The sequence below is a fragment of the Nocardioides sp. genome, assembly GCF_004803405.1.
GTDB classification, from domain to species: domain Bacteria; phylum Actinomycetota; class Actinomycetes; order Propionibacteriales; family Nocardioidaceae; genus Nocardioides; species Nocardioides vastitatis.
Genome location: NZ_SSXI01000257.1, coordinates 12,269 through 36,679, shown reverse-complemented (window position 1 = coordinate 36,679; position 24,411 = coordinate 12,269). Strand labels below are relative to the sequence as shown.

21 protein-coding genes and 1 riboswitch are annotated in these 24,411 nt (G+C 70.2%); of the genes, 7 read left to right on the top strand and 14 right to left on the bottom strand.

The features are described from left to right. Positions 1-145: 145 nt before the first annotated feature. The 3 genes from E7Z54_RS18635 to E7Z54_RS18625 are packed head-to-tail and all read right to left on the bottom strand — an operon-like array spanning position 146 to position 3,583. The gene (locus E7Z54_RS18635; protein ID WP_136436223.1) at positions 146-922 is read right to left on the bottom strand and encodes a succinate dehydrogenase/fumarate reductase iron-sulfur subunit; all 777 of its coding nucleotides are present in this window, start codon (positions 920-922) and stop codon (positions 146-148) included. A gap of 9 nt (positions 923-931) precedes the next feature. Continuing rightward, positions 932-2,797 carry a fumarate reductase/succinate dehydrogenase flavoprotein subunit gene (locus tag E7Z54_RS18630; RefSeq protein WP_240769779.1) on the bottom strand — a complete coding sequence of 622 codons (1,866 nt, stop codon included), beginning with the start codon at positions 2,795-2,797 and terminating at the stop codon, positions 932-934. After that, positions 2,798-3,583 carry a hypothetical protein gene (locus tag E7Z54_RS18625; protein ID WP_136436222.1) on the bottom strand — a complete coding sequence of 262 codons (786 nt, stop codon included), beginning with the start codon at positions 3,581-3,583 and terminating at the stop codon, positions 2,798-2,800. Between the two features lie 172 nt (positions 3,584-3,755). Between E7Z54_RS18625 and E7Z54_RS18620 the strand changes: the two genes are divergently transcribed. From E7Z54_RS18620 to E7Z54_RS18605, 4 genes are all read left to right on the top strand, one after another. Next, complete coding sequence (locus tag E7Z54_RS18620; protein WP_240769778.1) at positions 3,756-4,469, top strand: succinate dehydrogenase cytochrome b subunit; 714 nt, start codon at positions 3,756-3,758, stop codon at positions 4,467-4,469. A gap of 37 nt (positions 4,470-4,506) precedes the next feature. Further along, positions 4,507-6,528, top strand: a complete 2,022-nt coding sequence (locus E7Z54_RS18615; RefSeq protein WP_136436227.1) for a fumarate reductase/succinate dehydrogenase flavoprotein subunit — start codon at positions 4,507-4,509, stop codon at positions 6,526-6,528. 8 nt (positions 6,529-6,536) lie between these two features. Continuing rightward, the gene (locus tag E7Z54_RS18610; protein ID WP_136436226.1) at positions 6,537-7,280 is read left to right on the top strand and encodes a succinate dehydrogenase/fumarate reductase iron-sulfur subunit; all 744 of its coding nucleotides are present in this window, start codon (positions 6,537-6,539) and stop codon (positions 7,278-7,280) included. 82 nt (positions 7,281-7,362) lie between these two features. Next, positions 7,363-8,652 carry an adenylate/guanylate cyclase domain-containing protein gene (locus E7Z54_RS18605; protein ID WP_136436221.1) on the top strand — a complete coding sequence of 430 codons (1,290 nt, stop codon included), beginning with the start codon at positions 7,363-7,365 and terminating at the stop codon, positions 8,650-8,652. Between the two features lies 1 nt (position 8,653). Here the strand turns inward: E7Z54_RS18605 and E7Z54_RS18600 are convergent, their stop codons facing one another. From E7Z54_RS18600 to E7Z54_RS18580, 5 genes are all read right to left on the bottom strand, one after another. Beyond that, positions 8,654-8,887, bottom strand: coding sequence for an SCO4848 family membrane protein (locus E7Z54_RS18600; RefSeq protein WP_136436220.1), 234 nt, complete (start codon positions 8,885-8,887; stop codon positions 8,654-8,656). Then, positions 8,884-9,483: a 2'-5' RNA ligase family protein gene (locus E7Z54_RS18595; protein WP_136436219.1), complete on the bottom strand. Its 600-nt coding sequence runs from the start codon at positions 9,481-9,483 to the stop codon at positions 8,884-8,886. Before E7Z54_RS18595 ends, E7Z54_RS18600 begins: the two co-directional genes overlap by 4 nt. Beyond that, positions 9,483-10,580, bottom strand: coding sequence for a tryptophan--tRNA ligase (trpS, locus tag E7Z54_RS18590; RefSeq protein WP_136436218.1), 1,098 nt, complete (start codon positions 10,578-10,580; stop codon positions 9,483-9,485). Before trpS ends, E7Z54_RS18595 begins: the two co-directional genes overlap by 1 nt. 51 nt (positions 10,581-10,631) lie before the next feature. Next, positions 10,632-11,852 carry an MFS transporter gene (locus tag E7Z54_RS18585; RefSeq protein WP_240769777.1) on the bottom strand — a complete coding sequence of 407 codons (1,221 nt, stop codon included), beginning with the start codon at positions 11,850-11,852 and terminating at the stop codon, positions 10,632-10,634. A 94-nt stretch (positions 11,853-11,946) separates the two neighbouring features. Next, complete coding sequence (locus tag E7Z54_RS18580) at positions 11,947-14,136, bottom strand: NADP-dependent isocitrate dehydrogenase (protein ID WP_136436217.1); 2,190 nt, start codon at positions 14,134-14,136, stop codon at positions 11,947-11,949. Between the two features lie 191 nt (positions 14,137-14,327). Between E7Z54_RS18580 and E7Z54_RS18575 the strand changes: the two genes are divergently transcribed. Further along, a complete protein-coding gene (locus tag E7Z54_RS18575) occupies positions 14,328-15,326 on the top strand; it encodes an MIP family channel protein (protein WP_136436216.1) in 999 nt (332 codons plus the stop codon). An 18-nt stretch (positions 15,327-15,344) separates the two neighbouring features. Here E7Z54_RS18575 and E7Z54_RS18570 read toward each other — a convergent pair whose 3' ends face one another. Continuing rightward, complete coding sequence (locus E7Z54_RS18570; RefSeq protein WP_136436215.1) at positions 15,345-16,013, bottom strand: hypothetical protein; 669 nt, start codon at positions 16,011-16,013, stop codon at positions 15,345-15,347. Between the two features lie 118 nt (positions 16,014-16,131). Between E7Z54_RS18570 and E7Z54_RS18565 the strand changes: the two genes are divergently transcribed. Beyond that, positions 16,132-17,127, top strand: coding sequence for a malate dehydrogenase (locus tag E7Z54_RS18565; RefSeq protein WP_136436214.1), 996 nt, complete (start codon positions 16,132-16,134; stop codon positions 17,125-17,127). 214 nt (positions 17,128-17,341) lie between these two features. Here the strand turns inward: E7Z54_RS18565 and E7Z54_RS23470 are convergent, their stop codons facing one another. The 5 genes from E7Z54_RS23470 to E7Z54_RS18540 all read right to left on the bottom strand — a co-directional run bounded on the left by E7Z54_RS23470 (position 17,342) and on the right by E7Z54_RS18540 (position 22,242). Continuing rightward, positions 17,342-17,575, bottom strand: a complete 234-nt coding sequence (locus E7Z54_RS23470) for a DUF3017 domain-containing protein (protein WP_168798408.1) — start codon at positions 17,573-17,575, stop codon at positions 17,342-17,344. Positions 17,576-17,655: 80 nt separating this feature from the next. Further along, positions 17,656-18,531: a bifunctional methylenetetrahydrofolate dehydrogenase/methenyltetrahydrofolate cyclohydrolase gene (locus tag E7Z54_RS18555; RefSeq protein ID WP_136436212.1), complete on the bottom strand. Its 876-nt coding sequence runs from the start codon at positions 18,529-18,531 to the stop codon at positions 17,656-17,658. 20 nt (positions 18,532-18,551) lie between these two features. Further along, entirely contained in the window at positions 18,552-20,150 is a 1,599-nt protein-coding gene (purH, locus tag E7Z54_RS18550; RefSeq protein WP_136436211.1) for a bifunctional phosphoribosylaminoimidazolecarboxamide formyltransferase/IMP cyclohydrolase, read from the bottom strand. Positions 20,151-20,184: 34 nt separating this feature from the next. After that, positions 20,185-20,275, bottom strand: a riboswitch (ZMP/ZTP riboswitch). 13 nt (positions 20,276-20,288) lie between these two features. Continuing rightward, entirely contained in the window at positions 20,289-20,906 is a 618-nt protein-coding gene (purN, locus tag E7Z54_RS18545) for a phosphoribosylglycinamide formyltransferase (RefSeq protein ID WP_136436210.1), read from the bottom strand. A gap of 19 nt (positions 20,907-20,925) precedes the next feature. Next, positions 20,926-22,242, bottom strand: coding sequence for a cell division protein PerM (locus E7Z54_RS18540; protein WP_136436209.1), 1,317 nt, complete (start codon positions 22,240-22,242; stop codon positions 20,926-20,928). A 124-nt stretch (positions 22,243-22,366) separates the two neighbouring features. Here E7Z54_RS18540 and E7Z54_RS18535 point away from each other — a divergent pair, with 124 nt between their 5' ends. Then, positions 22,367-24,295, top strand: a complete 1,929-nt coding sequence (locus tag E7Z54_RS18535; protein WP_136436208.1) for a hypothetical protein — start codon at positions 22,367-22,369, stop codon at positions 24,293-24,295. Positions 24,296-24,411: the final 116 nt, after the last annotated feature.

Sequence of the window (24,411 nt, the reverse complement as noted above, 5' to 3'; positions counted from 1 at the left end):
CACGGCCGTGGCGGCCGACCCGCAGCGCCATCTGCTCGGTGCCGCCGGGCGGGAGCGCGCGCTGCGCCGCCGGTGGGTGGAGGCAGTCGACGAGCTCGTCGCGACCCACTACCCCGCGCCCGCCCCGATCGTCGCCTGAGGTCGCTCAGGCCTCGGTACGCCCGTCGTCGTCCTTGTTGCGCAGGCCGATCTTCGCCCCGAGCCAGACCAGCGGGTCGTACTTCCTGTCCACGATGCGCTCCTTCATCGGGATGATCGCGTTGTCGGTGATCCTGATGCCCTCCGGGCACACCTCGGTGCAGCACTTGGTGATGTTGCACATCCCGAGCCCTGCGGTCTCCCGCGCGGCCGACCGGCGATCACGCGTGTCCAGGGGGTGCATGTCGAGCTCGGCGTACCGGAGGAAGAAGCGGGGACCGGCGAAGGCGGGCTTGTTGTCCTCGTGGTCGCGCACGACGTGGCAGGTGTTCTGGCACAGGAAACACTCGATGCACTTGCGGAACTCCTGACCGCGCTCGACGTCGACCTGCATCATCCGGCGCTTGCCGTCGGGGTCGCGCGGGCCGAGCTCCACCCCTGGCAGCTCACGGGCCTTCTCGTAGTTGTAGGACACGTCGGTGACCAGGTCGCGGATCACCGGGAAGGACCGCATCGGGGTGACCGTGATGGTCTCGGTCGGCTCGAAGTCGGACAGACGGGTCATGCACAGCAGGCGCGGCCTGCCGTTGATCTCGGCGCTGCAGGAGCCGCACTTGCCGGCCTTGCAGTTCCAGCGGACGGCGAGGTCACCGGCCTGGGTGGCCTGGAGTCGGTGCAGCGCGTCGAGCACGACCTCGCCTTCGGAGACCTCGACGGTGTAGTCACCGAGGTCGCCTCCGGACTGGTCGCCCCGCCACACCCGCATCTTCAGCTCGTAGCCCATCTCAGCCCCTCACTCGAAGTACTTCTTGAGCTCGTCCGGCATCTCCGGGAGCGGCTTCTCGGTCAGCTCCACACCGGTGCCGTCGGCGTTGAGCGTGACGACCAGGTTCTTGCTCCCCCACACCGGGTCGGGACCCGGGAAGTCGTTGCGCGTGTGACCGCCTCGCGACTCCTCTCGAGCCAGCGCCGCCTTCGCGATCGCCTCGCTGACGATCAGCATGTTGCGCAGGTCGATCGAGAGGTGCCACCCGGGGTTGTACTGCCGGTGGCCCTCGACCTTCATCCGGCTGGCGCGCTCCTTGAAGGCCTCGATCTCGGCCAGCGACCGCTCCAGCTCGGCGCCCTCGCGGATGATCCCGACCAGGTCGTTCATCGACTGCTGCAGGTCCTGCTGGATCGTGTACGGGTTCTCACCGCCCTCGACCTCGAACGGCGCGAGGGCACTCTGCTCGGCCGCCTTCACGTCCTGCTCCGCGATCGCCGGCCGGCTGCCGCCGAGGCCGTCGCTGTACGACGCCGCGGCCGCGCCGGCCCGCCGGCCGAAGACCAGCAGGTCCGAGAGGCTGTTGCCGCCGAGTCGGTTGGAGCCGTGCATGCCGCCCGAGCACTCGCCGACGGCATAGAGGCCGGGAACGGCGGACAGCTCGGTGTCGGGGTCGACCTCGACACCGCCCATCACGTAGTGGCAGGTCGGCCCGATCTCCATCGGCTCGGCAGTGATGTCGACGTCGGCCAGCTCCTTGAACTGGTGGTACATCGACGGCAGCCGCTTGCGGATGAACTCGGGCGTACGACGCGAGGCGATGTCGAGGTAGATGCCGCCGTGCGGTGACCCGCGGCCCGCCTTGATCTCGGAGTTGATGGCGCGGGCGACCTCGTCGCGGGGCAGCAGCTCGGGGGGCCGGCGGTTGTTCTTCTTGTCGTCGTACCAGCGGTCGGCCTCCTCCACCGTGTCCGCGGTCTCCGCCTTGAAGTACTCCGGGATGTAGTCGAACATGAACCGCTTGCCCTCGGCGTTCTTCAGGACGCCGCCGTCACCACGCACCGACTCGGTCACCAGCAGCCCCTTGACCGACGGCGGCCACACCATGCCGGTGGGGTGGAACTGGACGAACTCCATGTTGATCAGGCTCGCCCCGGCACGCAGCGCGAGCGCATGCCCGTCGCCGGTGTACTCCCAGGAGTTCGACGTGACCTTGAACGACTTGCCGATCCCGCCGGTCGCGAGGACGACGCTGGGCGCCTCGAAGACCACGAACCGCCCGGTCTCGCGCCAGTAGCCGAACGCGCCCGCGATCCGGCCGTTGCCGTCCGCGTCCTTCAGCAGCTCGGTGACCGTGCACTCCATGAACACGTCGATGCCGAGCTGGAACGCGCGCTGCTGCAGTGTCCGGATCATCTCCAGACCGGTGCGGTCGCCGACGTGCGCGAGGCGGGCGTACTTGTGGCCGCCGAAGTCGCGCTGGCTGATCAGCCCGTCCTCGGTGCGGTCGAACAGGGCCCCCCAGTCCTCGAGCTCCATCACCCGCTCGGGCGCCTCCTGGGCGTGCAGCTGGGCCATCCGCCAGTTGTTGAGCATCTTCCCGCCACGCATGGTGTCGCGGAAGTGCACCTCCCAGTTGTCCTCGGGCCAGCGGTTGCCCATCGCGGCGGCGATCCCACCCTCGGCCATCACCGTGTGCGCCTTGCCGAGCAGCGACTTGCAGACGATGGCGGTCCGCGCCCCGGCCTCCTGGGCCGCGATCGCCGCCCGCAGCCCGGCGCCCCCCGCGCCGATCACGACGACGTCGTACTGGTGCCGCTCGATGCCACCTGCGGCCGACGGCGACATCTCGTTGCCGGTCATCGGATGCCTGTCGTGCGTGGACTCCGTCATTTAGAAAAACCTCACGTCGTCGATCGTGCCGTTGGCCAGGAGGAAGATGTAGAGGTCGACCAGGGCCACCGAGAACAGCGAGTACCACGCGTACTGCGGGTGCTGGCCGTTCAGCTTCGACACCCAGGTCCACAGCCGGTAGCGGACCGGGTGCTTGGAGAAGTGGCGCAGTCGGCCGCCGACGATGTGACGGCAGGAGTGGCACGACAGCGTGTAGAGCCAGATCAGCACGACGTTGACGAGCATCAGCAGCGTGCCGAGGCCCATATGCCCCCACTCGTGGTGCTCGTCGCGGAAGGCCAGCACCACGTCGTACGTCAGGATCAGGGCCACCACCACCGCGGCGTACCAGAAGTACCGGTGGATGTTCTGCAGGATCAGCGGGAACCGGGTCTCGCCGGAGTACCCGCCGTGCGGCTCGGCCACGGCGCAGGCGGGCGGCGACAGCCAGAACGCCCGGTAGTAGGCCTTCCGGTAGTAGTAGCAGGTCAGCCGGAAGCCGAGCGGGAAGATCAGGATCAGCAGCGCGGCCGACAACGGCCACCACTGGAACGGCTGCCCGAAGTCCGAGGCTCCGGAGACGCAGTCGCCCAGGCAGGGCGAGTAGAACGGCGACAGGTATGGCGAGGCGTAGTAGTCCGAGCCCATGAACGCCCGGATCGTCGCGTAGACGACGAAGACGCTGAACACGATGAACGTCAGCAGCGGGGAGAGCCACCACCGGTCGGTCCGGAGGGTCCTCTCCTCGATCTGCGCCCGGCTTGGACCCTGCACGCCAGTCGTCATCTCGAACCTTTCGATCGCCGTCAGGACCGTCCGAGCGCCGAGTCTGCCGACTCCCCGCGATTTGTGAAAGGGGTCATGCTGAGGGACGAGGTCAGTAAGGGTCGCCTTACGTGCATATGTCACATCGCGCCGGGTGCGCGGCTGAGGTCTGCGCGCGGTAACGTGACCGGCCGTGGCAGACCCTGTGACGAAGCATCCCACCCTGATCGAGGGCGCGCGGGCGTCCCGCACGTCGATCGCACTGAAGTTCCTGATGGCAGTCAGCGGACTCGTGTTCGTCGGCTTCGTGCTGGGACACATGTACGGCAATCTCAAGGCGTTCGCCGGCCACGACGCCTTCAACGAGTACGCGCACCACCTGCGCGAGCTCGGCGAGCCGATGCTTCCCCACGAGGGCTTCCTCTGGATCATGCGGGTCGGCCTGCTGGTCGCCCTCGTCGTCCACGTGTGGGCCGCGGTCGCACTGTGGCGTCGGGCGCAGAAGGCGCGGCCGATCAAGTACGTGGTCAAGAAGCACACCGGCGCGATCCCGGCCAGTCGGCTGATGCGCACCGGCGGCCTGACGATCCTGATCTTCCTGGTCTGGCACCTGATCAACTTCACGATCGGCAAGGTCAACGTGCAGGGCGGGGAGACCGACGACCCCTACAACCTGCTCGTCGACACCTTCGACGTGTGGTGGATGACGCTGATCTACCTCGCCGCCATGGCGATGCTCGGCGCCCACCTGCATCACGGCGTCTGGAGCGCGTGCCAGACCCTGGGCATCACCGGTACGGCGCAGAGCCGAGCCCGGGCCAAGACGCTGTCGCTCGCGCTCGCGATCGTCATCGCGGGCGGCTTCTCGCTCGTCCCGATCGCCGTCCTCGCCGGCATCATCGACTGACCTCGCCAGGAAGAGGATTTCCCCTGCCATGACCGACATGCCGGACACCACGCTGACCTCCGACACCTCTCACGACGAGCCCACCGCCGGCGAGTACGACGACGCCGCCGGCTACTACACGCTCGGCGACCCGATCCAGGACGCGAAGGCCCCCGCCGGCCCGATCGCGGACCGCTGGCAGACCCGGAAGTTCGAGGCCCGGCTGGTCAACCCCGCGAACCGCCGCAAGCTCTCGATCATCATCGTCGGCACCGGCCTCGCCGGTGGGGCCGCAGCGGCCACCCTCGGTGAGGCCGGGTACAACGTGAAGTCCTTCTGCTACCAGGACTCCGCTCGGCGGGCCCACTCGATCGCGGCCCAGGGCGGCATCAACGCCGCGAAGAACTACAAGGAGGACGGCGACTCCGTCCACCGACTCTTCTACGACACGGTCAAGGGCGGCGACTACCGGTCGCGCGAGTCGAACGTCTACCGACTGGCCGAGGTCAGCGTCAACATCATCGACCAGTGCGTGGCACAGGGAGTTCCCTTCGCCCGCGAGTACGGCGGCCTGCTCGACAACCGGTCCTTCGGCGGCGTCCAGGTCTCCCGTACGTTCTACGCCCGCGGCCAGACCGGTCAGCAGCTGCTGATCGGCGCCTACCAGGCCATGGAGCGCCAGGTGGCGGCCGGCACCGTGGAGGAGTTCACGCGGCACGAGATGCTCGAGGTGATCGTCGCCGACGGCCGGGCCCGCGGGATCATCGCTCGCGACATGGTCACCGGTGAGATCGAGACCCACCTCGCCGACGTCGTGGTGCTCGCATCCGGTGGCTACGGCAACGTCTTCTACCTCTCGACCAACGCGATGGGGTCGAACGTCACGGCCGCGTGGCGCGCGCACCGCAAGGGCGCCTACATGGCGAACCCCTGCTACACGCAGATCCACCCCACCTGCATCCCGGTCTCCGGCGAGCACCAGTCGAAGCTCACCTTGATGAGCGAGTCGCTGCGGAACGACGGCCGGATCTGGGTGCCCAAGAAGAAGGAGGACTGCACCAAGGACCCGCGGGACATCCCCGAGGAGGACCGCGACTACTACCTGGAGCGGATCTACCCGTCCTTCGGCAACCTGGTGCCCCGCGACATCGCCTCCCGGCAGGCCAAGAACGTCTGCGACGAGGGCCGCGGGGTCGGCCCGCTGGTCGGCGACTTCCGCCGCGGCGTCTACCTCGACTTCGCGGACGCGATCAAGCGCCTCGGTGAGGACGCAGTCCGTGAGAAGTACGACAACCTCTTCGACATGTACGAGCGGATCACGGGAGAGAACCCGTACCAGGTCCCCATGCGGATCTACCCCGCCGTGCACTACGTGATGGGCGGCCTGTGGGTCGACTACGACCTCCAGTCCACGATCCCGGGCCTGTTCGTCACCGGCGAGGCGAACTTCTCCGACCACGGCGCCAACCGCCTCGGCGCATCCGCGCTGATGCAGGGGCTGGCCGACGGTTACTTCGTGCTCCCCCACACGATCCGCGACTACCTCTCCGAAGGCCCCTTCGAGAAGATCGACGAGAGCCACGAGGCCGTCGTCGAGGCGCGGAAGTCCGTCGAGGACCGCGTTGCCAAGCTGCTCTCCATCAACGGCACCCGCTCGGTCGACAGCTACCACAAGGAGCTGGGCCACATCATGTGGGAGTACTGCGGCATGGAGCGGACCGCCGAGGGCCTGCGCAAGGCGATCGACATGATCCGAGAGCTTCGCGCCGACTTCTGGACCAATGTGAAGGTGCTCGGCGCGGCCGACACCCTCAACCAGAGCCTCGAGAAGGCCGGCCGAGTGGCCGACTTCTTCGAGCTCGGCGAGCTGATGTGCATCGACGCCCTCAACCGGCGCGAGTCCTGCGGCGGCCACTTCCGGGCCGAGTCGCAGACCGAGGACGGCGAGGCACTGCGGCACGACGACGAGTTCGCGTACGTCGCCGCCTGGGAGTTCACCGAGGGAGACGAGCCGCCGGTCCTCCACAAGGAAGACCTCGTCTACACGGCCATCGAGATGAAGCAGCGGAGCTACAAGTGACCGACGGCATGAACCTGACCCTGAACATCTGGCGCCAGACCGGCCCGGACGACAAGGGCTCGATCCACAGCTACCAGGTCGAGGGCATCTCCTCGGACATGAGCTTCCTCGAGATGCTCGACGTCCTGAACGAGCAGCTCAACGCCCGGGGCGAGGAGCCGATCGCGTTCGACTCCGACTGCCGCGAGGGCATCTGCGGCATGTGCTCGCTGATGATCAACGGCGAGGCCCACGGCCCCGAGGTGACCACCACCTGCCAGCTCCACATGCGGTCCTTCAAGGACGGCGACACGATCACCATCGAGCCGTGGCGGGCGAGCGCGTTCCCGGTCATCAAGGACCTGGTGGTGGACCGCGGGGCGCTCGACCGGATCATCCAGTCCGGCGGGTACATCTCGGCCAACACCGGATCCGCTCCCGAGGCCAACTCGGTCCCCGTGCCTCGCGACAAGGCGATGCGCGCGTTCAACGTCGCGACCTGCATCGGCTGCGGCGCCTGCGTCGCCGCGTGTCCGAACGGCTCCGCGTCCCTGTTCGTCGGCGCGAAGATCACCCACCTCGGCGAGCTGCCGCAGGGCCAGCCGGAGCGCTACAGCCGCGTCGTCGACATGGTCGGCCAGCACGACCACGAGGGCTTCGGCGGCTGCACGAACATCGGCGAGTGCGCCGCGGCGTGCCCGAAGGAGATCCCGCTCGACGTGATCTCGCAGCTGAACAAGGACCTCCGCACGGCGCTCAAGCAAGGCCACTGAGCCCAGGCGCTCCGCAGATCGACGCCGCACCGGCCTCGCCGGTGCGGCGTCGCTGTCTCCGCGGCTCTGGCACGATGCCCCCGTGGGGGTGAGGCTGATCCGTTCCTGGTTGCAGGACCGGCACGCCCAGCTGCACATGCGCCCGTGGCTGCTCCAGTTCGACGACACCGACGTGGAGCGGGCGTTCGTTGCGCACGACAACGCCGAGGGAGTGCGAGAGGCGCGGCCGGCGATCTGGGTCGCGGTCGTCTTCACCGCGGCGTACGGCCTGATCGACCCGCTCGTCGTCGACGAGGGCCGCGCCTACAGTGCCATCATCCGGTTCGGGATCCTGGTCCCGGTCATGCTCGTCATCCTGGTGGGCGTGGGTCGCTGGGCCGCCGTCGAGCGCCACTTCCAGGCCGTCATCGTGGGCCTGGTCTCTCTGATCATCCTTCTGCTCGGCGTCGGCCTGGCGTGGGCGGCTCCATACCCCGAGGTGTACCTGCGGACCTCCGGGACAGTCACGTTGCTCGGTGCCATCGGGCTGTTGCGGCTGAGGATGCACGCCACCATCGCCGTCACCGCGGTCTTCGTGGCCGTTCACGTCGTCGTGGCCAACCTCCGGCCCCTGGTGGCCGACATCGTCGCCGACCTGGCCCCGACCGCGGGACTCGCAGCCATCGCGCTCGTGGTCGGCTACGCGCTCGAGCGGCTTCGCCGTACCGACTTCCTGCGGCAGCGGGAGGTCGAGCGTGAGCGCGAGAGGTCCGACGAGCTGCTGCACAACGTCCTGCCCGTCACCATCGCGCTGCGCCTTCGCACCGAGCGCGGTGCGATCGCGGACTCGGCCGCCGACGTGAGCGTGCTCTTCTCCGACATCGTCGGCTTCACACCGGTCGCGGAGATGCTGGAGGCCGAGGAGCTGGTACAGCTGCTGGACACCATGTTCACGGAGTTCGACGCGCTCTGCGACCGGCGCGGTGTGGAGAAGATCAAGACGGTCGGCGACGCGTACATGGCGGTGGCGGGGCTGCCGCTCAGCGACGACCACCACGCCGAGTCGCTGGCCGAGCTGGCGCTCGACATGCAACGCGCGTCGAGCCGCCTCGCTGCCGACTGGCCGAGCCCGATCGCGATGCGGATCGGGATCGCGTCGGGCCCCGTGGTCGCCGGGGTGATCGGCCAGCGGAAGTTCGCCTACGACCTGTGGGGCGACACCGTCAACACAGCGAGCCGGATGGAGTCGCACGGGCTGCCCAACCGGATCCAGGTGTCGGAGTCGACGTACACGCTGCTCGAGCACCGCTACGTCTTCAGCGCCCCTCGGGTCATCCAGGTGAAGGGCAAGGGCCCGATGAGGACGTACTTCCTCCTCGGCAAGGCGCCCTGACCTACGCCGACGAGCCCTTCGTGCTGCGAAGCGCCTTCCATCCCAGCGACCCCAGCAGCGCTGCGATCACGAAGTTCACCACGATCAGGATCGTGTGGGCGACCCAGTACCCGGTTGCGCGGTCCTCGCCGGACTCGTAGGCGGAGTAGAGGTTCCGCGCGAAGTTGCCGAACGAGACGACGTTCCATGCGGCCACGGCGAGGAGCAGGATCGCGTGCCTGCGTTCGAACTTCATCGGGTCTGCCTCGTCGGTGTCGTCGGTGTCCGTCCGCCCTCGCGTGCGGGTGAGCGCCCGAGCGCGAAGGTGCGGGTGGTCTTCCAGCCCGTCTGGCCCTGGTGGACGTAGAGGTGGAAGCTCGTCACGTCGAAGACACACTCGAAGGTGGCCAGCTCCTCGAAGGCCCGGTCGAGGTCTTCGTCGGACATGTGGTGCGCGACCGTGACGTGCGGGTGGTACGGGAAGTGCAGGTCCACCGCCAGCGGGCCTTCGCGTACGGCGTCCGCGAGCTGCTCGCACTGCGAGATGCCCTCCGCCAGGCCGATGAAGACCACCGGCGAGACGGGACGGAAGGTTCCGGTTCCACGCAGGTGGACGCGGAACGGCTCCTGGCTCTCCGCGGCGGCCTCCAGGTGCTCCTCGATCTCCGCGAGGGGCTGGCTGATCTCGGTCGGCGGCACGAGCGTGATGTGGGTGGGTACGCCGACCGCGGTCGGGTCACCGATGTCCAGCCGGTACTCCTGCAGCTCGGTCGCCCACGGCTCGGGGATCGCGATGGCGACCCCGATCGTGGTGGCGCCCGGTGTGGGCCCGTGCGGCGCGAGGCTCGACATCAGGCTTCCGCCCGGAGGGCCGGCGGCGCCACGAAGCCGACCCGTTGGTAGACGTCCCTGAGCGTCGCCTCGGCGATGGCCCCCGCGGCGGCCGCTCCCCTTGCCAGGACCTGCATCAGGTAGGCCTGGTCCTCGAGCAGCTCCAGCGTGCGCTCGCGGAACGGAGTCACGAAGTCGACCACCACGTCGGCGAGGTCCTTCTTGAGGTCGCCGTACATCCTGCCGGCGTACTGCTCCTCGAGTGAGGCGACCGTGTCGCCCGTGAGCGCGGAGTAGATCGACAGCAGGTTGCTGATGCCGGGCTTCTCCTCCGGGTCGTACCGGATGTCGGTGCCCGAGTCGGTCACCGCGGAGCGGATCTTCTTGGCCGTCACCTTCGGGTCGTCGAGCAGGAAGATGATGCCGCTCGTGGCCGAACCGGACTTCGACATCTTCGACGTCGGGTCCTGGAGGTCGGCGATCTTCGCCGTCGCCTTCAGGATGTAGGGCTCCGGCAGGCGGAAGGTCTTCTTGTAGCGGCTGTTGAAGCGCTGCGCGAGGTCACGGGTGAGCTCGAGGTGCTGACGCTGGTCCTCACCGACCGGGACGTAGTGCGGTCGGTAGAGCAGGATGTCGGCCGCCTGGAGGATCGGGTAGGTGAAGAGGCCCACGCTGGCAGCGCCCTCCCCCTGCTTGAGCGACTTGTCCTTGAACTGCGTCATCCGCCGCGCTTCGCCGAAGCCGGTGAGGCAGCTGAGCACCCAGCCGAGCTGCGCGTGCGCCGGGACGTGGCTCTGCAGGAAGATCGCGCTGCGCTCGGGGTCGATGCCCATCGCCACGAGCTGGGCCGCCGCGCGCAGCGTGCGCTCACGCAGCACCTTGGGGTCCTGCTCGACGGTGATGGCGTGCTGGTCGGCAATGAAGAAGAACGGCTGGTGGTCACGCTGCAGGTCCACCCACTGCCGGGTCGCACCGAGGTAGTTGCCGAAGTGGAAGGAGTCCGACGTCGGCTGGATGCCGGAGAGCACGCGTGGGCGGGCGGCCTCCTCGGGCGCAGACGGCTGTCCGGGCTTCGGCAGGGCCTCCGGCGCCTTGTTCTCCTCGGTGGTGGCGGACATGGCGACGATTCTCTCAGGCCGGCCGCGCCGGACCGGAACGGGTATCCGGGTTCACGCGGGTTCGGCCGCGCCGGTCCGGCGGTGCAGGAGGGCAGACCACAGCAGGAGCAGCACGCCGAGTGTGCTGAGTGCGGCGCCGACCAGAGCCGGTGCGCGGTAGCCGTAGCCGGCTGCGATCACGACGCCGCCGAGCCAGGCACCGAGCGCGTTGGCGATGTTGAGCGCGGCGTGGTTCATCGCGGCCCCGAGCGTCACCGCGCCGCCGGCCACGTCCATCAGGCGTAGCTGCAGGTTGACCACGAGCACCGATCCGGTCGCGGTGACGAGGAATGCCACCGGCAGCAACAGCCAGCCGCCGGGTGCCGCGACGTAGTAGACCAGCATCAGCGCGACGCCGATCACGCCCGAGAGTACGAGGCTGCGGACGACCGACCACGCCGCGAGCTCGCCGGCGACCCAGGTTCCGACGACCATGCCGAGTCCGAGTGCGAGCACGAACACAGGCACCGTGCCGCGCGCGAGGTCGCCGACCTCGGTCACGGTCTTGGCGATGTAGGAGTACACCGCGAACATGCCGCCGAAGCCGATCGCACCGACGGCCATGGTCAGCCAGACCTGCAGGCTGCCGAAGAACTCGCGCGCCTCCTTGCGGCCGCTCGCCCCATCGTCCCCGGGGACCGAGGGGACCGCCGCCAGCACCATCGCCACCGTGACCAGGGCGAGAGCGCCACCGAGGACGTACGTCGCCCGCCAGCCGACCTGCTGACCGAGGAAGGTGGCCAGGGGCACGCCGACGACGTTGGCCACGGACAGCCCGAGCATCACGCTGGCGACCGCCCGTCCCCGCCGCTCGGGCGTGACCAGACTGGCAGCGACCAGGCTCGCCACGCCGAAGTAGGCACCGTGCGGAAGACCGTCGAGGAACCGGGCCAGGGTCAGGATCTCGTAGTTGGGCGCGACCGCGCTGAGCAGGTTGAACAGGGCGTAGGCGCCCATCAGCCCGACGAGCATCCCGCGCCGCGGCATCGCCGCACCGAAGAAGGCGAGGATCGGCACGCCGACCACCACCCCGACCGCATAGGCGGAGATCACGTGCCCCGCGGTCGGCACGGAGACGTCGACGCCCTCGGCGACCTCGGGCAGCACGCCCATGGTCATGAACTCGGTGGTGCCGATGGTGAACCCGCCGAGTGCCAGCGCGAGGATCGCCAGCACCGGGCGAGCGTGGGACACCACGACGCGGTCGTCGATCGTCGTCGGCGTCAGGGTCACGTGGGGCGGCAACGCGACGCCGCCGGGTTCTATTCCGAGGTGGCCGGCGCGCGGCCGAGGTGCTGGCGCGCGCCGGCCCACCAGGGCGTCGAGCTCAGAGGGCGGCGAGCGCCTCGTTGAGCGTCGTGCTCGGGCGCATCACAGCGGCCGCCTTCTCGGCGTCGGGGCGGAAGTAGCCCCCGATGTCGACCGGCGAGCCCTGGACGGCGATCAGCTCGTCCACGATCTTCTGCTCGTTGGCGCGCAGGGACTCCGCGAGCGGCCGGAACGTCTCGGCGAGCTCGGCGTTGTCGGTCTGCCCGGCAAGCTCCTCGGCCCAGTAGAGCGCGAGGTAGAAGTGCGAGCCGCGGTTGTCGATCGTCCCGAGCTTGCGGCCCGGGGAGCGGTCCTCGTTGAGGAACGTCTCGGTCGCCTTGTCCAGTGTCTCGGCGAGGACCTTCGCACCGGGGTTGCCGAACGTGTCGGAGAGGTGGTCGAACGACGCAGCGAGGGCGAAGAACTCACCGAGGCTGTCCCAGCGCAGGTAGTTCTCCTGCACGAGCTGCTGCACGTGCTTGGGCGCGGACCCGCCGGCACCGGTCTCGAAGAGACCGCCGCCGTTCATCAGCGGGACGATCGAGAGCATCTTGGCGGACGTGCCGAGCTCGAGGATGGGGAACAGGTCGGTGTTGTAGTCGCGCAGCACGTTGCCGGTGACCGAGATGGTGTCCTCGCCCTTGCGGATCCGCTGGAGCGAGTACGCGCAGGCCTCCGCCGGCGGCATGATCTCGATGGTCAGGCCGTCGGTGTCGTGCTCCTGCAGGTACTCGCGCACCTTCGCGATCAGGTTCGCGTCGTGGGCGCGGGTCTCGTCCAGCCAGAACACGGCGGGGACGCCGGTCGCGCGGGCACGAGTGACCGCGAGCTTGACCCAGTCGCGGATCGAGGCGTCCTTCGTCTGGCAGGCACGCCAGATGTCACCGGCACCGACCTGGTGCTCGAGCAGCGTGTCGCCGGCCGCGTTGACCACTCGGACCGTGCCCGCGGTGGGAACCTCGAAGGTCTTGTCGTGGGAGCCGTACTCCTCGGCCGCCTTCGCCATCAGGCCGACGTTGGGGACCGAGCCCATGGTGGCGGGGTCGAACGCGCCGTTGGCACGGCAGTCGTCGATCACGGTCTGGTAGATCCCGGCGTAGGAGGAGTCGGGGATCACCGCGAGGGTGTCGGCCTCCTCACCGTCGGGACCCCACATGTGGCCGCCGATGCGGATCATCGCCGGCATCGAGGCGTCGACGATCACGTCGGAGGGGACGTGCAGGTTCGTGATGCCCTTGTCGGAGTCGACCATGGCCATCTTGGGGCCTTCGGCGAGCGCAGCGTCGATGGCGGCCCTGATCTCGTCGCCGCCGTCCACCTTGTCGAGCCCGGAGAGGATGCCGCCCAGCCCGTCGTTGGGCGAGAGGTCCGCTGCGGCCAGCCGGTCGCCGTACTTCTCGAAGACGGGCTTGAAGAAGGTCGTCACGACGTGGCCGAAGATGATCGGGTCGGACACCTTCATCATCGTGGCCTTGAGGTGCACCGAGAACAGCACGTCCTCGGACTTCGCCCGCTCGATGGCCCCAGCGAGGAACTCCTGCAGGGCGGCGACGTCCATGAACGTCGCGTCGACGACCTCGCCCGCCAGCACCGGGAGCGCGTCCTTGAGCACGGTCACCGTGCCGTCCTCGCCGACCAGCTCGATGCGAAGGGTGTCGTCGGCGGGAATGACCACGGACTTCTCGTTGGAGCGGAAGTCGTCGTGCCCCATGGTGGCGACGTTGGTCTTGGAGTCGGGGCTCCACGTGCCCATCCGGTGCGGGTGGGTCTTCGCGTAGTTCTTGACCGCCAGCGGCGCGCGGCGGTCGGAGTTGCCCTCCCGGAGGACCGGGTTGACGGCCGAGCCCTTGACCTTGTCGTACGTGGCCCGGATCGCCTGCTCTTCCGCGTTGTCCGGGCTCTCCGGGTAGTCGGGGATGTCGAATCCCTGTGCCTGCAGCTCCTTGATCGCGGCCTTGAGCTGCGGGATCGACGCGGAGATGTTCGGCAGCTTGATGATGTTGGCCTCGGGCTTGGTGGCCAGCTCGCCGAGCTCGCCGAGCGCATCGTCGGCCAGCCCGAACTGCGCCAGGATCCGCGCCGCGACCGAGATGTCGCGGGTCTCGACGGACACGCCGGCCTTGGCGGCGTACGCCTCGACGATCGGGAGGAAGGAGTACGTCGCCAGCAGCGGCGCCTCGTCGGTGTGGGTGTAGATGATGCTCGACATGTTCGGGCGACACTCCTGGGCCACTAGGTTCCGGGACGTTCAGATTGCTTGACGTCAAGATATCGGACGGCTGGGGGCCGCGCACCCGCGGCCCGTGCCAGCCTCGCATCCCCGCCACGCCGGTGCCAATGGCTAGAGTCGGGATGACACCCGGCTGGTCTTTCGGGAGCCGAACCGAGGAGATGACTGACATGACTGACGTAGCGACGGCCGACACCGCGGCCGACACCGCCCCCCCACCTCTTGCGCAGAAGCTGCTCGCCGAGTTCCTCGGCACCTTCGTCCTGGTGCTCTTCGGCTGCGGCGTCGCGGTGATGACGGGCGCCGACATCGTGGCCACCGGCCTCGCCTTCGGCCTGACGGTCACCCTGATGGCCTACGCCGTGGGCCGCATCTCGGGCGGCCACTTCAACCCAGCGGTCTCGATCGGAGCCGCCATCGGCGGCCGGGTGTCGTGGAAGGACGCCGGGGCGTTCATCGGCGCCCAGTTCGTCGGTGGCATCGTCGCCGCGTTCGTGCTGATGATCCTCGCCCTCGGCCTCGACGGCTTCGAGGCGTTCGACTCCAGCACACCCCTGGGCGCCAACGGCTTCAGCGAGGGCCCCTTCGACTACGCCGTGTGGGCCGCGCTCCTGGTCGAGCTGATCATGACCTTCCTGTTCGTGCTGGTGATCCTCGCCGTCACCGACGAGCGCAACGCGGTCAACGTGGTCATGGCACCGCTCGCGATCGGCGTCACCCTTGCCGTCATCCACTTCATGCTGATCCCGCTGACCGGAACCTCGGTCAACCCGGCCCGATCGCTCGGCCCCGCGCTGTTCAGTGGCGGCGACTGGATCATCCAGGTCTGGCCGTTCCTCATCGCGCCGACCATCGGCGGTGCGCTCGCCGGCCTCGTCTACCCGCTCGCCTTCGGACGCGGCGCGGACCCGGTGCCCGGCTCGGGCTTCGGTGGCGGCGCGCGGCCGAACCCGTTCGAGCAGCAGTGGAACCAGCAGCAGGGCGGCGGCTTCGGCCAGCCGCAGCAGGAGCAGCCGATCATCCAGGACGGCTGGCAGTGGGATCCCGCCGCGCAGCAGTGGATCCCCGCGCAGCAGCCGCCGCCCCCGGCCGCGGATCCCCAGGCCCCACCGCAGGGCGGCTGGGCGCCCCCGGCCGGCGACCAGACGGTGGTCCGCCCACCGCAGTAGTCGCGTGGCGTAGTTCGACTAGCGGGGTTCGTCGTGCGCGACGAGCCCCGCTTCGTCTGTCTGGACGAGGCCGATGCCGCGTGCATAGGACTCGCGGGAGGTCACCGCACCCTCCGTCACCTCGAGTACGACGACGGGCCGGTAGCTCTCGAGCGGGACCGTGACCTCGGCGTCGACCTCCACCACCGCCGCGTAGGCGTCCAGCCCAGGCGCGGCCCCCCGGCGGAACCCGTCGCCGTAGCGCGGGTCGGCCGGCATCGCGAGCCCGGCCTGCGCGCCGTCCTCGCCCGCCTGCCACTTGCCGGCACGGCCGAACCACCACACGTTGCCGTCACGGTCCTGGGCGAAGTGGTCGCGGGTCTCCACACCGTCGGCCGCGGTGCGGTGCAGGGTCGTGGTCTGCACACCGGCGACCTCCGGGCCAGGCTCGACCACCGCAGTGAGGGTGGGCGCCGGGGTGGCGACGTCGGCGTCGTAGCGCCACCGCGTGCCGGGGACGAGCGGAAACCACGGGTTGTCCACGGTCGGCACGAAGTCCGCCGGGTCGGGCCCCGGAGTCGGGATCACCAGGCCGTCCACCCCGGTCGGCGGGCTCGGGGGCGAGGCCGATCCGCAGCCGGTGGCACCGAGCGCGACGGCACCGACGAGGGCGATGGCAGCGACCAGCCGGCGGCGCCTCGATGTCATGGGCGTCATCGTCTCGCATCGCTGCCCGCCTGCCGCCGTAGGGAGGAGCGCTGCTAGCGTCGCCGGGAGTCCGACCCTGACGTTGTGACGTGACGTGACGAACCCAAGGAGTGTCCTCGTGAGCACCAACTCTTCTGGCCCGCTCAAGGTCGCCGTGACCGGTGCCGCCGGTCAGATCGGCTACAGCCTTCTCTTCCGCATCGCCAGCGGGGCGATCGCCGGCGACCGCCCCGTCGAGCTGCGGCTGCTCGAGATCGAGCCGGCCCTGAAGGCGCTCGAGGGCGTCGTCATGGAGCTCGACGACTGCGCGTTCCCGAACCTCGCCGGCATCGAGATCGGCTCCGACCCCGAGAAGATCTTCGACGGCGCCAACCTGGCGCTGCTCGTCGGCGCGCGTCCGCGCGGGCCGGGCATGGAGCGCGGTGACCTGCTGTCGGCCAACGGCGCGATCTTCACTGCACAGGGCCAGGCCCTCAACAAGGTGGCCGCCGACGACGTCCGCATCGGTGTCACCGGGAACCCGGCCAACACCAACGCGCTGATCGCCGCGAGCAACGCTCCCGACATCCCCAAGGAGCGGTTCTCGGCGCTCACCCGCCTCGACCACAACCGCGCGATCTCGCAGCTCGCGGCGAAGACCGGCGCCAAGGTCACCGACATCAAGAAGATGACGATCTGGGGCAACCACTCGGCCACCCAGTACCCCGACATCTTCCACGCCGAGATCGCCGGCAGGAACGCCGCCGAGGTCGTCGGCGACCAGGCCTGGATCGCCGACACCTTCATCCCGACCGTCGCCAAGCGCGGCGCGGCCATCATCGACGCGCGTGGCGCGTCCTCGGCCGCCTCGGCCGCGTCGGCGACCTGCGACGCCGCCCGCGACTGGCTCAACGGCACCCCCGAGGGCGACTGGGTCTCCATGGCCGTGGTCTCCGACGGCTCCTACGGAGTCCAGGAGGGCCTCGTGTCGTCGTTCCCCGTGACCACCCGGGACGGCAACTGGGAGATCGTCCAGGGCCTCGAGATCGACGAGTTCTCCCGCGGCAAGATCGACGCCTCCGTCGCCGAGCTCGCCGACGAGAAGAACGCCGTCACCGAGCTCGGGCTCATCTGACGCGCGAGTTGGGACCTCTAGGGTCCCGAGTTGGGACTTCTAGGGTCCCGAGTTGGGACCTCTGAGACCTTGAATCGGGAGTTCTGGGTGCGTATGCATCCGGAACTCCCGATTCGCGTCTTCGGAACTCCCGGTTCGCGTCCTCGGAGGTCCCATTTCGGCCCGGGCGAGGTCCCAACTCGGCCCAGGAGAGGTCCCGGTTCGGGGGTGGGGATCAGACCGGCTGCTCGGGGATGCTGATCGCGAGCACGAACAGCGTCACGGCCAACGCCGCCAGGATCCCGACGTCCAGCAGCCGGTGCCGGACCGCGAGCATCCCGGCGTCCCGATCGGGGAGGAGCAGCCGCAGCAGCGCCGCGAACCCCAGGGCGCCGGAGATCGTCCGTACGCCGTTCCTCCAGTCGTCGACCACGGCGATCACGATGCCGGCGGCCGTGGCAGCGAGCACGGCGATGTAGAAGGCACCGCCGATCGTGGACGGGTGACGGCGCGGCGCGACCGCCTCGTCCCCATCGGATCCCTCGTCGTTCAGTGCGCTGCCTTCCCACCCTCGCGCTCGGCCTGCTTCTCGGCCATCGCGACCACGTTGGCCAGCAGCATGGCGCGGGTCATCGGGCCGACGCCACCCGGGTTCGGGGAGACCCAGGCTGCGACGTCCCACACGTCGTCCGCCACGTCACCGGCGATCTTGCCGTCGACCCGGCTGACGCCCACGTCGAGCACTGCCGCGCCGGGCTTCACCATGTCGCCGGTGACGATCCCCGGGACGCCCGCAGCAGCGACCACGATGTCCGCCTTTCGCACGTGCGCCGCGAGATCGACAGTGCCGGTGTGGCACAGGGTCACCGTGGCGTTCTCCGAGCGACGCGTCAGCAGCAGTCCGAGCGGACGGCCCACGGTGATGCCGCGGCCCACCACGACCACCTCGGCGCCGGCGATCGGCACCTCGTGCCGGCGCAGCAGCTCGACGATGCCGTACGGCGTGCACGGCAGCGGCGCCTCGTTGCCCAGCACCAGCCACCCGAGGTTGGTCGGGTGCAGGCCGTCGGCGTCCTTGGTGGGGTCGATCAGGCCGAGCACCCGGTTCTCGTCGCGGCCACGGGGCAGCGGCAGCTGGACGATGTATCCGGTGCAGGCGGGATCGGCGTTGAGGCCGGCGACGGCGTCCTCGATGTCCTCCTGCGTGGCGACCTCGGGCAGGTCGACCCGGATCGAGGCGATGCCCACCTCGGCGCAGTCCTTGTGCTTGCCGCTGACGTACCAGCGCGAGCCCGGGTCGTCGCCGACCAGGACGGTGCCGAGGCCGGGCGTGACCCCCTGCTCCTGGAGCTTGGCGATCCGGACCTTCAGCTCGTCCTTGATCGCCGCAGCGGTCGCAGTGCCATCCAGCTTCTGTGCAGTCACGGGCTCAGTCTCCTCGATCCTCAATGCGCGAAGTGGCGGGTGCCGGTGAAGTACATGGTGACGCCGGCTGCCTGGCAGGCGGCGATCGTCTCGTCGTCGCGCACCGAGCCGCCCGGCTGGACGATCGCCTTCACGCCGGCGTCGAGCAGGATCTGTGGGCCGTCGGCGAAGGGGAAGAACGCGTCCGAGGCCGCGACCGAGCCCGCGGCCCGGTCCCCCGCGCGCGTCACCGCGAGCCTGCAGGAGTCGACCCGGTTGACCTGCCCCATGCCGATGCCGACCGAGGCGCCGCCGGATGCGAGCAGGATGGCGTTGGACTTGGCGGCTCGGACCGCCCGCCAGGCGAAGGCCAGGTCGGCCAGGGTCTGCTCGTCGGCGACCGGCCCGGCCGCGAGCGTCCACCGCTGCGGGTCGTCGCCGCCCTGGTCCGAGGCAGCCTGGAAGCGGTCGACGTGCTGCAGGAGCAGCCCGCCGCTGATCGGGCGCATCTCGACCCCGCCCTGCGCGAGCGGCTCGGCCACCAGGATCCGGATGTTCTTCTTGCCCTGGAGCACCTCGACCGCGCCGGCGTCGTACCCGGGCGCGACGATGACCTCGGTGAAGATCTCAGCGACCTGCTCGGCCATCTCGACCGACACCTCGACGTTGGTGGCGATCACGCCACCGAAGGCGGAGACCGGGTCGCACTCGTGAGCGCGGCGGTGTGCCTCGGCCACGTCGGCGCCGACGGCGATGCCGCACGGGTTGGCGTGCTTGATGATCGCGACCGTCGGCGCGTCGCCGTGGTCGTACGCCGCCCGGCGAGCCGCGTCGGTGTCGACGTAGTTGTTGTAGGACATCTCCTTGCCGTGGAGCTGCTGGGCTGCGGCGAGCCCGCCCGGGCCGTGGCCGGAGCGGTAGAGGGCGGCGGGCTGGTGGGGGTTCTCGCCGTACCGGAGGACGGCGGCCTTGTCCCAGGTCGCGCCCACCCAGCTGGGGAACCCGGTGCCCTCCGATGTGTCGGTGACGACGCTGCCCATCCAGGAGGCGACCTGGACGTCGTACGTCGCGGTGTGGACGAACGCCTTGGCCGCCAGCGCCTCGCGCTCGGCGCGCGTGAAGCCGCCGTCCCGGGCCGCCTCGAGCGCCTTGGCGTAGTCGGCACCGTCGGTCACGATCGCGACCGACGCGTGGTTCTTCGCCGCGGCGCGGACCATCGTGGGGCCGCCGATGTCGATCTTCTCGATGCAGTCCTGGACTCCGGCACCGGAGGCGACGGTCGCGGCGAACGGGTAGAGGTTGACCACGACGAGGTCGAACGGCGCCACCTCGAGGTCCGACAGCTGCCGCACGTGGTCGGGCAGGCGCCGGTCGGCGAGGATGCCGGCGTGCACCCTGGGGTGCAGGGTCTTCACCCGGCCGTCGAGGCACTCGGGGAAGCCGGTGAGGTCCTCGACCTTCGTGACCGGCAGTCCGAGCCCGTCGATCAGGGCGGCCGAGCCGCCGGTGGAGACCAGCTCGACGCCGGCGTCGTGGAGACCGCGGACGAGCTCCTCGAGGCCGGTCTTGTCGTAGACGGAGACCAAGGCGCGCTTGATCGGGATCCGGTCGGTGGTGGGCTCGGCGGTCTGCTCAGCCATGCGGGCGTCGCTCCTCATCGGTGGGTCCAGTCGACGAGGGCACCCAGGCGGTCGATGCCGGCTCTATTTCCCCCGGAGGGGCACTCCCTGGTGGTGTCCCACCTACGCCAGTCGTGTGGACGCCAGTCTAAGGAGAAGTCAGCCCCCGAGGCGAACCCGCCGGCCCTCGACCTTGAAGCCCTCGCGCGCCATCCGGCCGACGGTGTCGACCAGCATCGTACGCTCGGCGGCCTTGATCCGCTCGTGCAGCGACTCGACGGTGTCGTCGTCCTCGACCGGGACCGCCGTCTGGGCCACGATCGCGCCCGTGTCGACCCCGGAGTCGACCACGAAGAGGGTGGCGCCGGTGACCTTCACCCCGTACTCCAGCGCGTCCCGCGGGCCGTGCATGCCCGGGAAGGACGGGGACAGCGCGGGATGTGTGTTGACCGTCCGGCCGCCGAATCGCTCGAGGAAGGCGCTCCCGACGAGCTTCATGAACCCGGCGAGTACGACGAGGTCGGGCTCGAACGCAGCGACCTTGTCAGTCAGGGCGCGGTCCCAGTGGTCGCGCGAGGTGTAGTCCGGGACCCTGGCCACGAACGTCGGCACCCCGGCGCGCTCCGCGCGGGCGAGCCCCTCGATGTCCCCGCGGTCCGCACCGACGGCGGCCACCCGAGCGCCGTAGGTGGAGTCGGCGCATGCGTCGAGCAGCGCCTGGAGGTTGGTGCCGGAGCCGGAGACGAGCACGACGAGGCGTGCGGGGGCGGCGGACACGCCCGAAGTCTAGGGGGAGCTAGCGGCGGCGCGGGAGCCTGGCTCGGACGGCGCCCAGCCCGGAGGAGACCCGCGCCTCGCCGTCGCGCTGCCACCAGCACATGACGAGTCCGCCGACCAGGCCGCCGACGCCGAACGACGTGATCGCGTGGAGCAGCACGTCGAAGGTGTAGGGGCCGACGTCGTTCATCCGACCAGGCCCCACGGCGCCGCCGGCGAACGCGGTGAGAATCCCCAGCACGACGCCCGCGGCGATGCCGCCGGCACAGCCGCGAATGGCCGCCTGGTCCCAGGCGAGGACCGGGCGGTCGCGCTGCACCCGGGCAGCCACCACCGCGGCGACCAGGACCGGCAGGAGCATCAGCCAGGCAGCCCACCACGGCGTCGGGCCCTGGTCGGGCAGCGCCGCGAGCAGCGGGAACATCGGCAGCGGTCCGAGTACCACTGCCCCGGGGGAGACCATGGTGCCGGCGCCGACGGTGAAGCCAGGGCCCAGCAGGTAGGAGCTGGAGAACAGCGCGGCGTTCGGCAGCACGGCAGCGGTGAGCAGCGTCATCAGCGCGATCGCACCAGCGTCGGCGTGGAGCTGGGAGACGATGTTGGCGGCGGTGGAGAAGTCGGAGAGGAACGCCGCGGCCAGCGCCAGCAGGCACAGGAGGACCCACGCGGTCAGGATCCGACGCATGGCGAGCGCGATGCTGCGGACCGAGGCCGGGACCCGCGGGAGCCAGATCGCCGCGCGGCCGGAGCCGAACGCGATCGCCGGCGCGCCGACGCCCCCCGCCAGCAGGACCGACCAGAGGACGAGGCGTGCCGAGCTGGGCGCGGAGGCGGCGGTCGAGGCGACCGCACTGGTCACGACGCCGACGACCACGTAGCTCGCCGCGAAGAGGCCGGCCGCGATGGCGACCGTCCAATCGCGCTCGCCGTCGGCGATCCGGTCTGCGTCGGGGCCGTGCCCGGAGACCGACTCCCCCACCCGCAGGCCGATCCGCCACACCGCCCAGGCGCAGAGCAGGGTGAGGCCGAGCGGGATCGCGGTGATCCGGATCCCCTCGACAGCCACGGTGGAGCCGTGCGCGGCCAGCCACCCGTGGGCGCCGACCCGGAGAGCGCCGCTCGGACTCCCCTCACCTCCGGCGTCGGTGAGGAACCATCCCACGACGGCGACCGCGAGGCAGACGAGCAGCGGACCGCCCGCGGCGATCGCACCGCCGATGGTCGCGGTCGGGACCAACGGACGGCTGGTCGCGAGGTCGCGGCGCAGGTCCGCGTCGGAGCGAGCCCTGGACCGGCCGTGACCGGTGCGGCGCACCGGGGACTGGAGCGACGTCATGGTCCGACCATCTTCACGCGACGGAGCCGCGGCTCGGGGGTGCCACGCCGCACAGCCCCCGATCCGTCCCCAGCGGCGGTCCGGTTCAGCGGCGTTCGACCGGTCGTCGTACGGTGGTGCGGTCATGACCGCCGACGACTCCAGGCCCGCCTATGTGAGCAGCGCCGACCTCGCCGACAGCTTCGACGCCTTCTACAAGGACACCCGCGACCGGCTGCTCCTGCAGACGTTCGCGCTGACCGGCGACCTGCACGTGGCGCGGAGCGCGGTGCGGGAGGCGTTCGTCGTCGCGTGGCACCACTGGCGGAAGACCTCGCGGCTCGACGAGCCTGAGATGTCGGTGCGGCCGGCGGCCTGGCGGCAGGCCCTGCGGCGCCGCTCGACGCGTCCCTGGGCACGCAAGAAGGACCTCGACGAGCGCACGCGGAAGACGCTCGAGGCGCTCGGCGCGCTGCCGGTGGTGCAGCGCAAGGCGCTGCTGCTGACCCAGCTCGCAGCGGTGTCGATGGAGGAGATGGCGGGCGAGATCGGCGTCCCCCTCGAAGCGGCCGAGCGTGAGCTCCAGCTCGGCGCCGCCCAGTTCGCCATGCAGCTGCAGGTTCCGACCTCAGCGATCCCGCTCTCGCTCAACGCGCTGTACGACGTGACCCGGAGCGTCACCTGGCCGCGGGTCACCATCATCCGCCGTGCGGGTGCCGCGCGGCGACGGGCCCACACCGTCGTCGGCGCCGCAGCCGCGGTGGTCGCCCTGGTCGCCGGCGGAGCGGTCGCCACCGACTCCACGGGGGCGCGTCCCACCCTGGACCGCGAGGACGTTCCGGTGGTGTCCGCGCCCCCGCCCGCCGGGCCCGCCGTCACCGCGCTGCCCGAGACTGCGCTGCTCTCCTTGCAGACCGTGCAGGAGGCACTGCCCGGCCGTGGCTGGCGACAGGGCGGCACCAGGGACAACTCCACCGGCAGCGGCCGGGTGCTCCCCTGTCAGAGCGATCGGTACGCCGACCCTCGTGGCACGGCGGCATGGGTCCGCACGTTCCACAACGGTCCCCGCGGCCGAGCGAGCCGGTCGGTCGTCCAGTTCTCCGAGGCGTCCGCAGCCGAACGCCGCGCGAGCCGCACCTACCGTCGTACGCTCGGGTGGTTCACCCAGTGCCCGCCGCCGGAGGACCAGCCGTCGGCGGTCCCGGAGATGCAGCTGGTCAGCACGGCCGACGTCGCCGGTGTCGGCGACCAGGCCGCCCTGGTCGTCCTCCGATCGATCACGAGGAAGCAGACCTACGTCGTCGGAGTTGCTCGCACCGGCCTGTTCACGACGTCCACCGCTCTCACCACGGCGCTGCCTGCGGCTCGGGCCAACCGCGACGGAGTGGCCCGTCTCCTGACCGAGGCGGTGTCGCGTCTGTGCGCCCTGCCCGACGGCGGCGGCTGCCCGACCACCGAGCCCCGCGTGGCCGACCGGTCGCCGTACCCCGTCGGCAAGGTGCCGTGGATGCTCTCCGAGATCGACCTGCCGCCGGTGGGACGCGACCACGGACCGTGGATCGGCACCCCCGCCGCCGAGCTGACCGACGACCGCGCCGACTCCGGCGCCATCGGCTGCGACACCGTGCACCTCTTCGGGACGTTCCGCGGCCACGCCATCGAGGCCAACCAGTTCCGTACGTTCCTCTTCCGCGAGGGGCGGCTGCCACCCGAGGTCGGGCTGACGCAGACCGTCGGCGCGCTCCCCGCGCGCGCCGCAGGAAGGTTCGTGGAGCGGATCCGCGGCCAGATCGCCGGCTGCCCCGACCGTGACGCCAGCGCGGGCACCGAGGTCGAGGAGCTGGCCCGGACCGGGCGCGGCACCACCGCGCTCTCCGCATGGCGACTCACCACGGCACTGCCGGGCGACCGGAGCGTGGAGTATCACCTGGCAGTGGTTCGGCGCCGGTCGTCGGTGTCGCTCCTCGTGTACGTCGCCGCGCCCCGTGCCCGGATCGCCGACAACGACTTCGTGGCGCTCGCCCACCGCTCTCTGGAACGCTTGGCCCGGATGGATCCCTACGACCCGAGCTGAGCCGCGGCCGCCGGCTGACGAAAGTTCTTCGAGTTCCGTGCAACCGGCCCGCTTCCCGGTGCGTACCACTCACGAAGCCCCGGATCCGGGGGGGACACCCAGATTCGGTCCGAGAG

Bases quoted from the DNA above. Each gene is read 5' to 3' on its own strand.
- E7Z54_RS18635 (WP_136436223.1), bottom strand. From the start codon at position 922: ATGGGCTACGAGCTGAAGATGCGGGTGTGGCGGGGCGACCAGTCCGGA.
- E7Z54_RS18630 (WP_240769779.1), bottom strand. From the start codon at position 2,797: ATGACGGAGTCCACGCACGACAGGCATCCGATGACCGGCAACGAGATG.
- E7Z54_RS18625 (WP_136436222.1), bottom strand. From the start codon at position 3,583: ATGACGACTGGCGTGCAGGGTCCAAGCCGGGCGCAGATCGAGGAGAGG.
- E7Z54_RS18615 (WP_136436227.1), top strand. From the start codon at position 4,507: ATGCCGGACACCACGCTGACCTCCGACACCTCTCACGACGAGCCCACC.
- E7Z54_RS18610 (WP_136436226.1), top strand. From the start codon at position 6,537: ATGAACCTGACCCTGAACATCTGGCGCCAGACCGGCCCGGACGACAAG.
- E7Z54_RS18600 (WP_136436220.1), bottom strand. From the start codon at position 8,887: ATGAAGTTCGAACGCAGGCACGCGATCCTGCTCCTCGCCGTGGCCGCA.
- E7Z54_RS18595 (WP_136436219.1), bottom strand. From the start codon at position 9,483: ATGTCGAGCCTCGCGCCGCACGGGCCCACACCGGGCGCCACCACGATC.
- trpS (WP_136436218.1), bottom strand. From the start codon at position 10,580: ATGTCCGCCACCACCGAGGAGAACAAGGCGCCGGAGGCCCTGCCGAAG.
- E7Z54_RS18580 (WP_136436217.1), bottom strand. From the start codon at position 14,136: ATGTCGAGCATCATCTACACCCACACCGACGAGGCGCCGCTGCTGGCG.
- E7Z54_RS18575 (WP_136436216.1), top strand. From the start codon at position 14,328: ATGACTGACGTAGCGACGGCCGACACCGCGGCCGACACCGCCCCCCCA.
- E7Z54_RS18570 (WP_136436215.1), bottom strand. From the start codon at position 16,013: ATGACATCGAGGCGCCGCCGGCTGGTCGCTGCCATCGCCCTCGTCGGT.
- purH (WP_136436211.1), bottom strand. From the start codon at position 20,150: ATGGCTGAGCAGACCGCCGAGCCCACCACCGACCGGATCCCGATCAAG.
- E7Z54_RS18540 (WP_136436209.1), bottom strand. From the start codon at position 22,242: ATGACGTCGCTCCAGTCCCCGGTGCGCCGCACCGGTCACGGCCGGTCC.
- E7Z54_RS18535 (WP_136436208.1), top strand. From the start codon at position 22,367: ATGACCGCCGACGACTCCAGGCCCGCCTATGTGAGCAGCGCCGACCTC.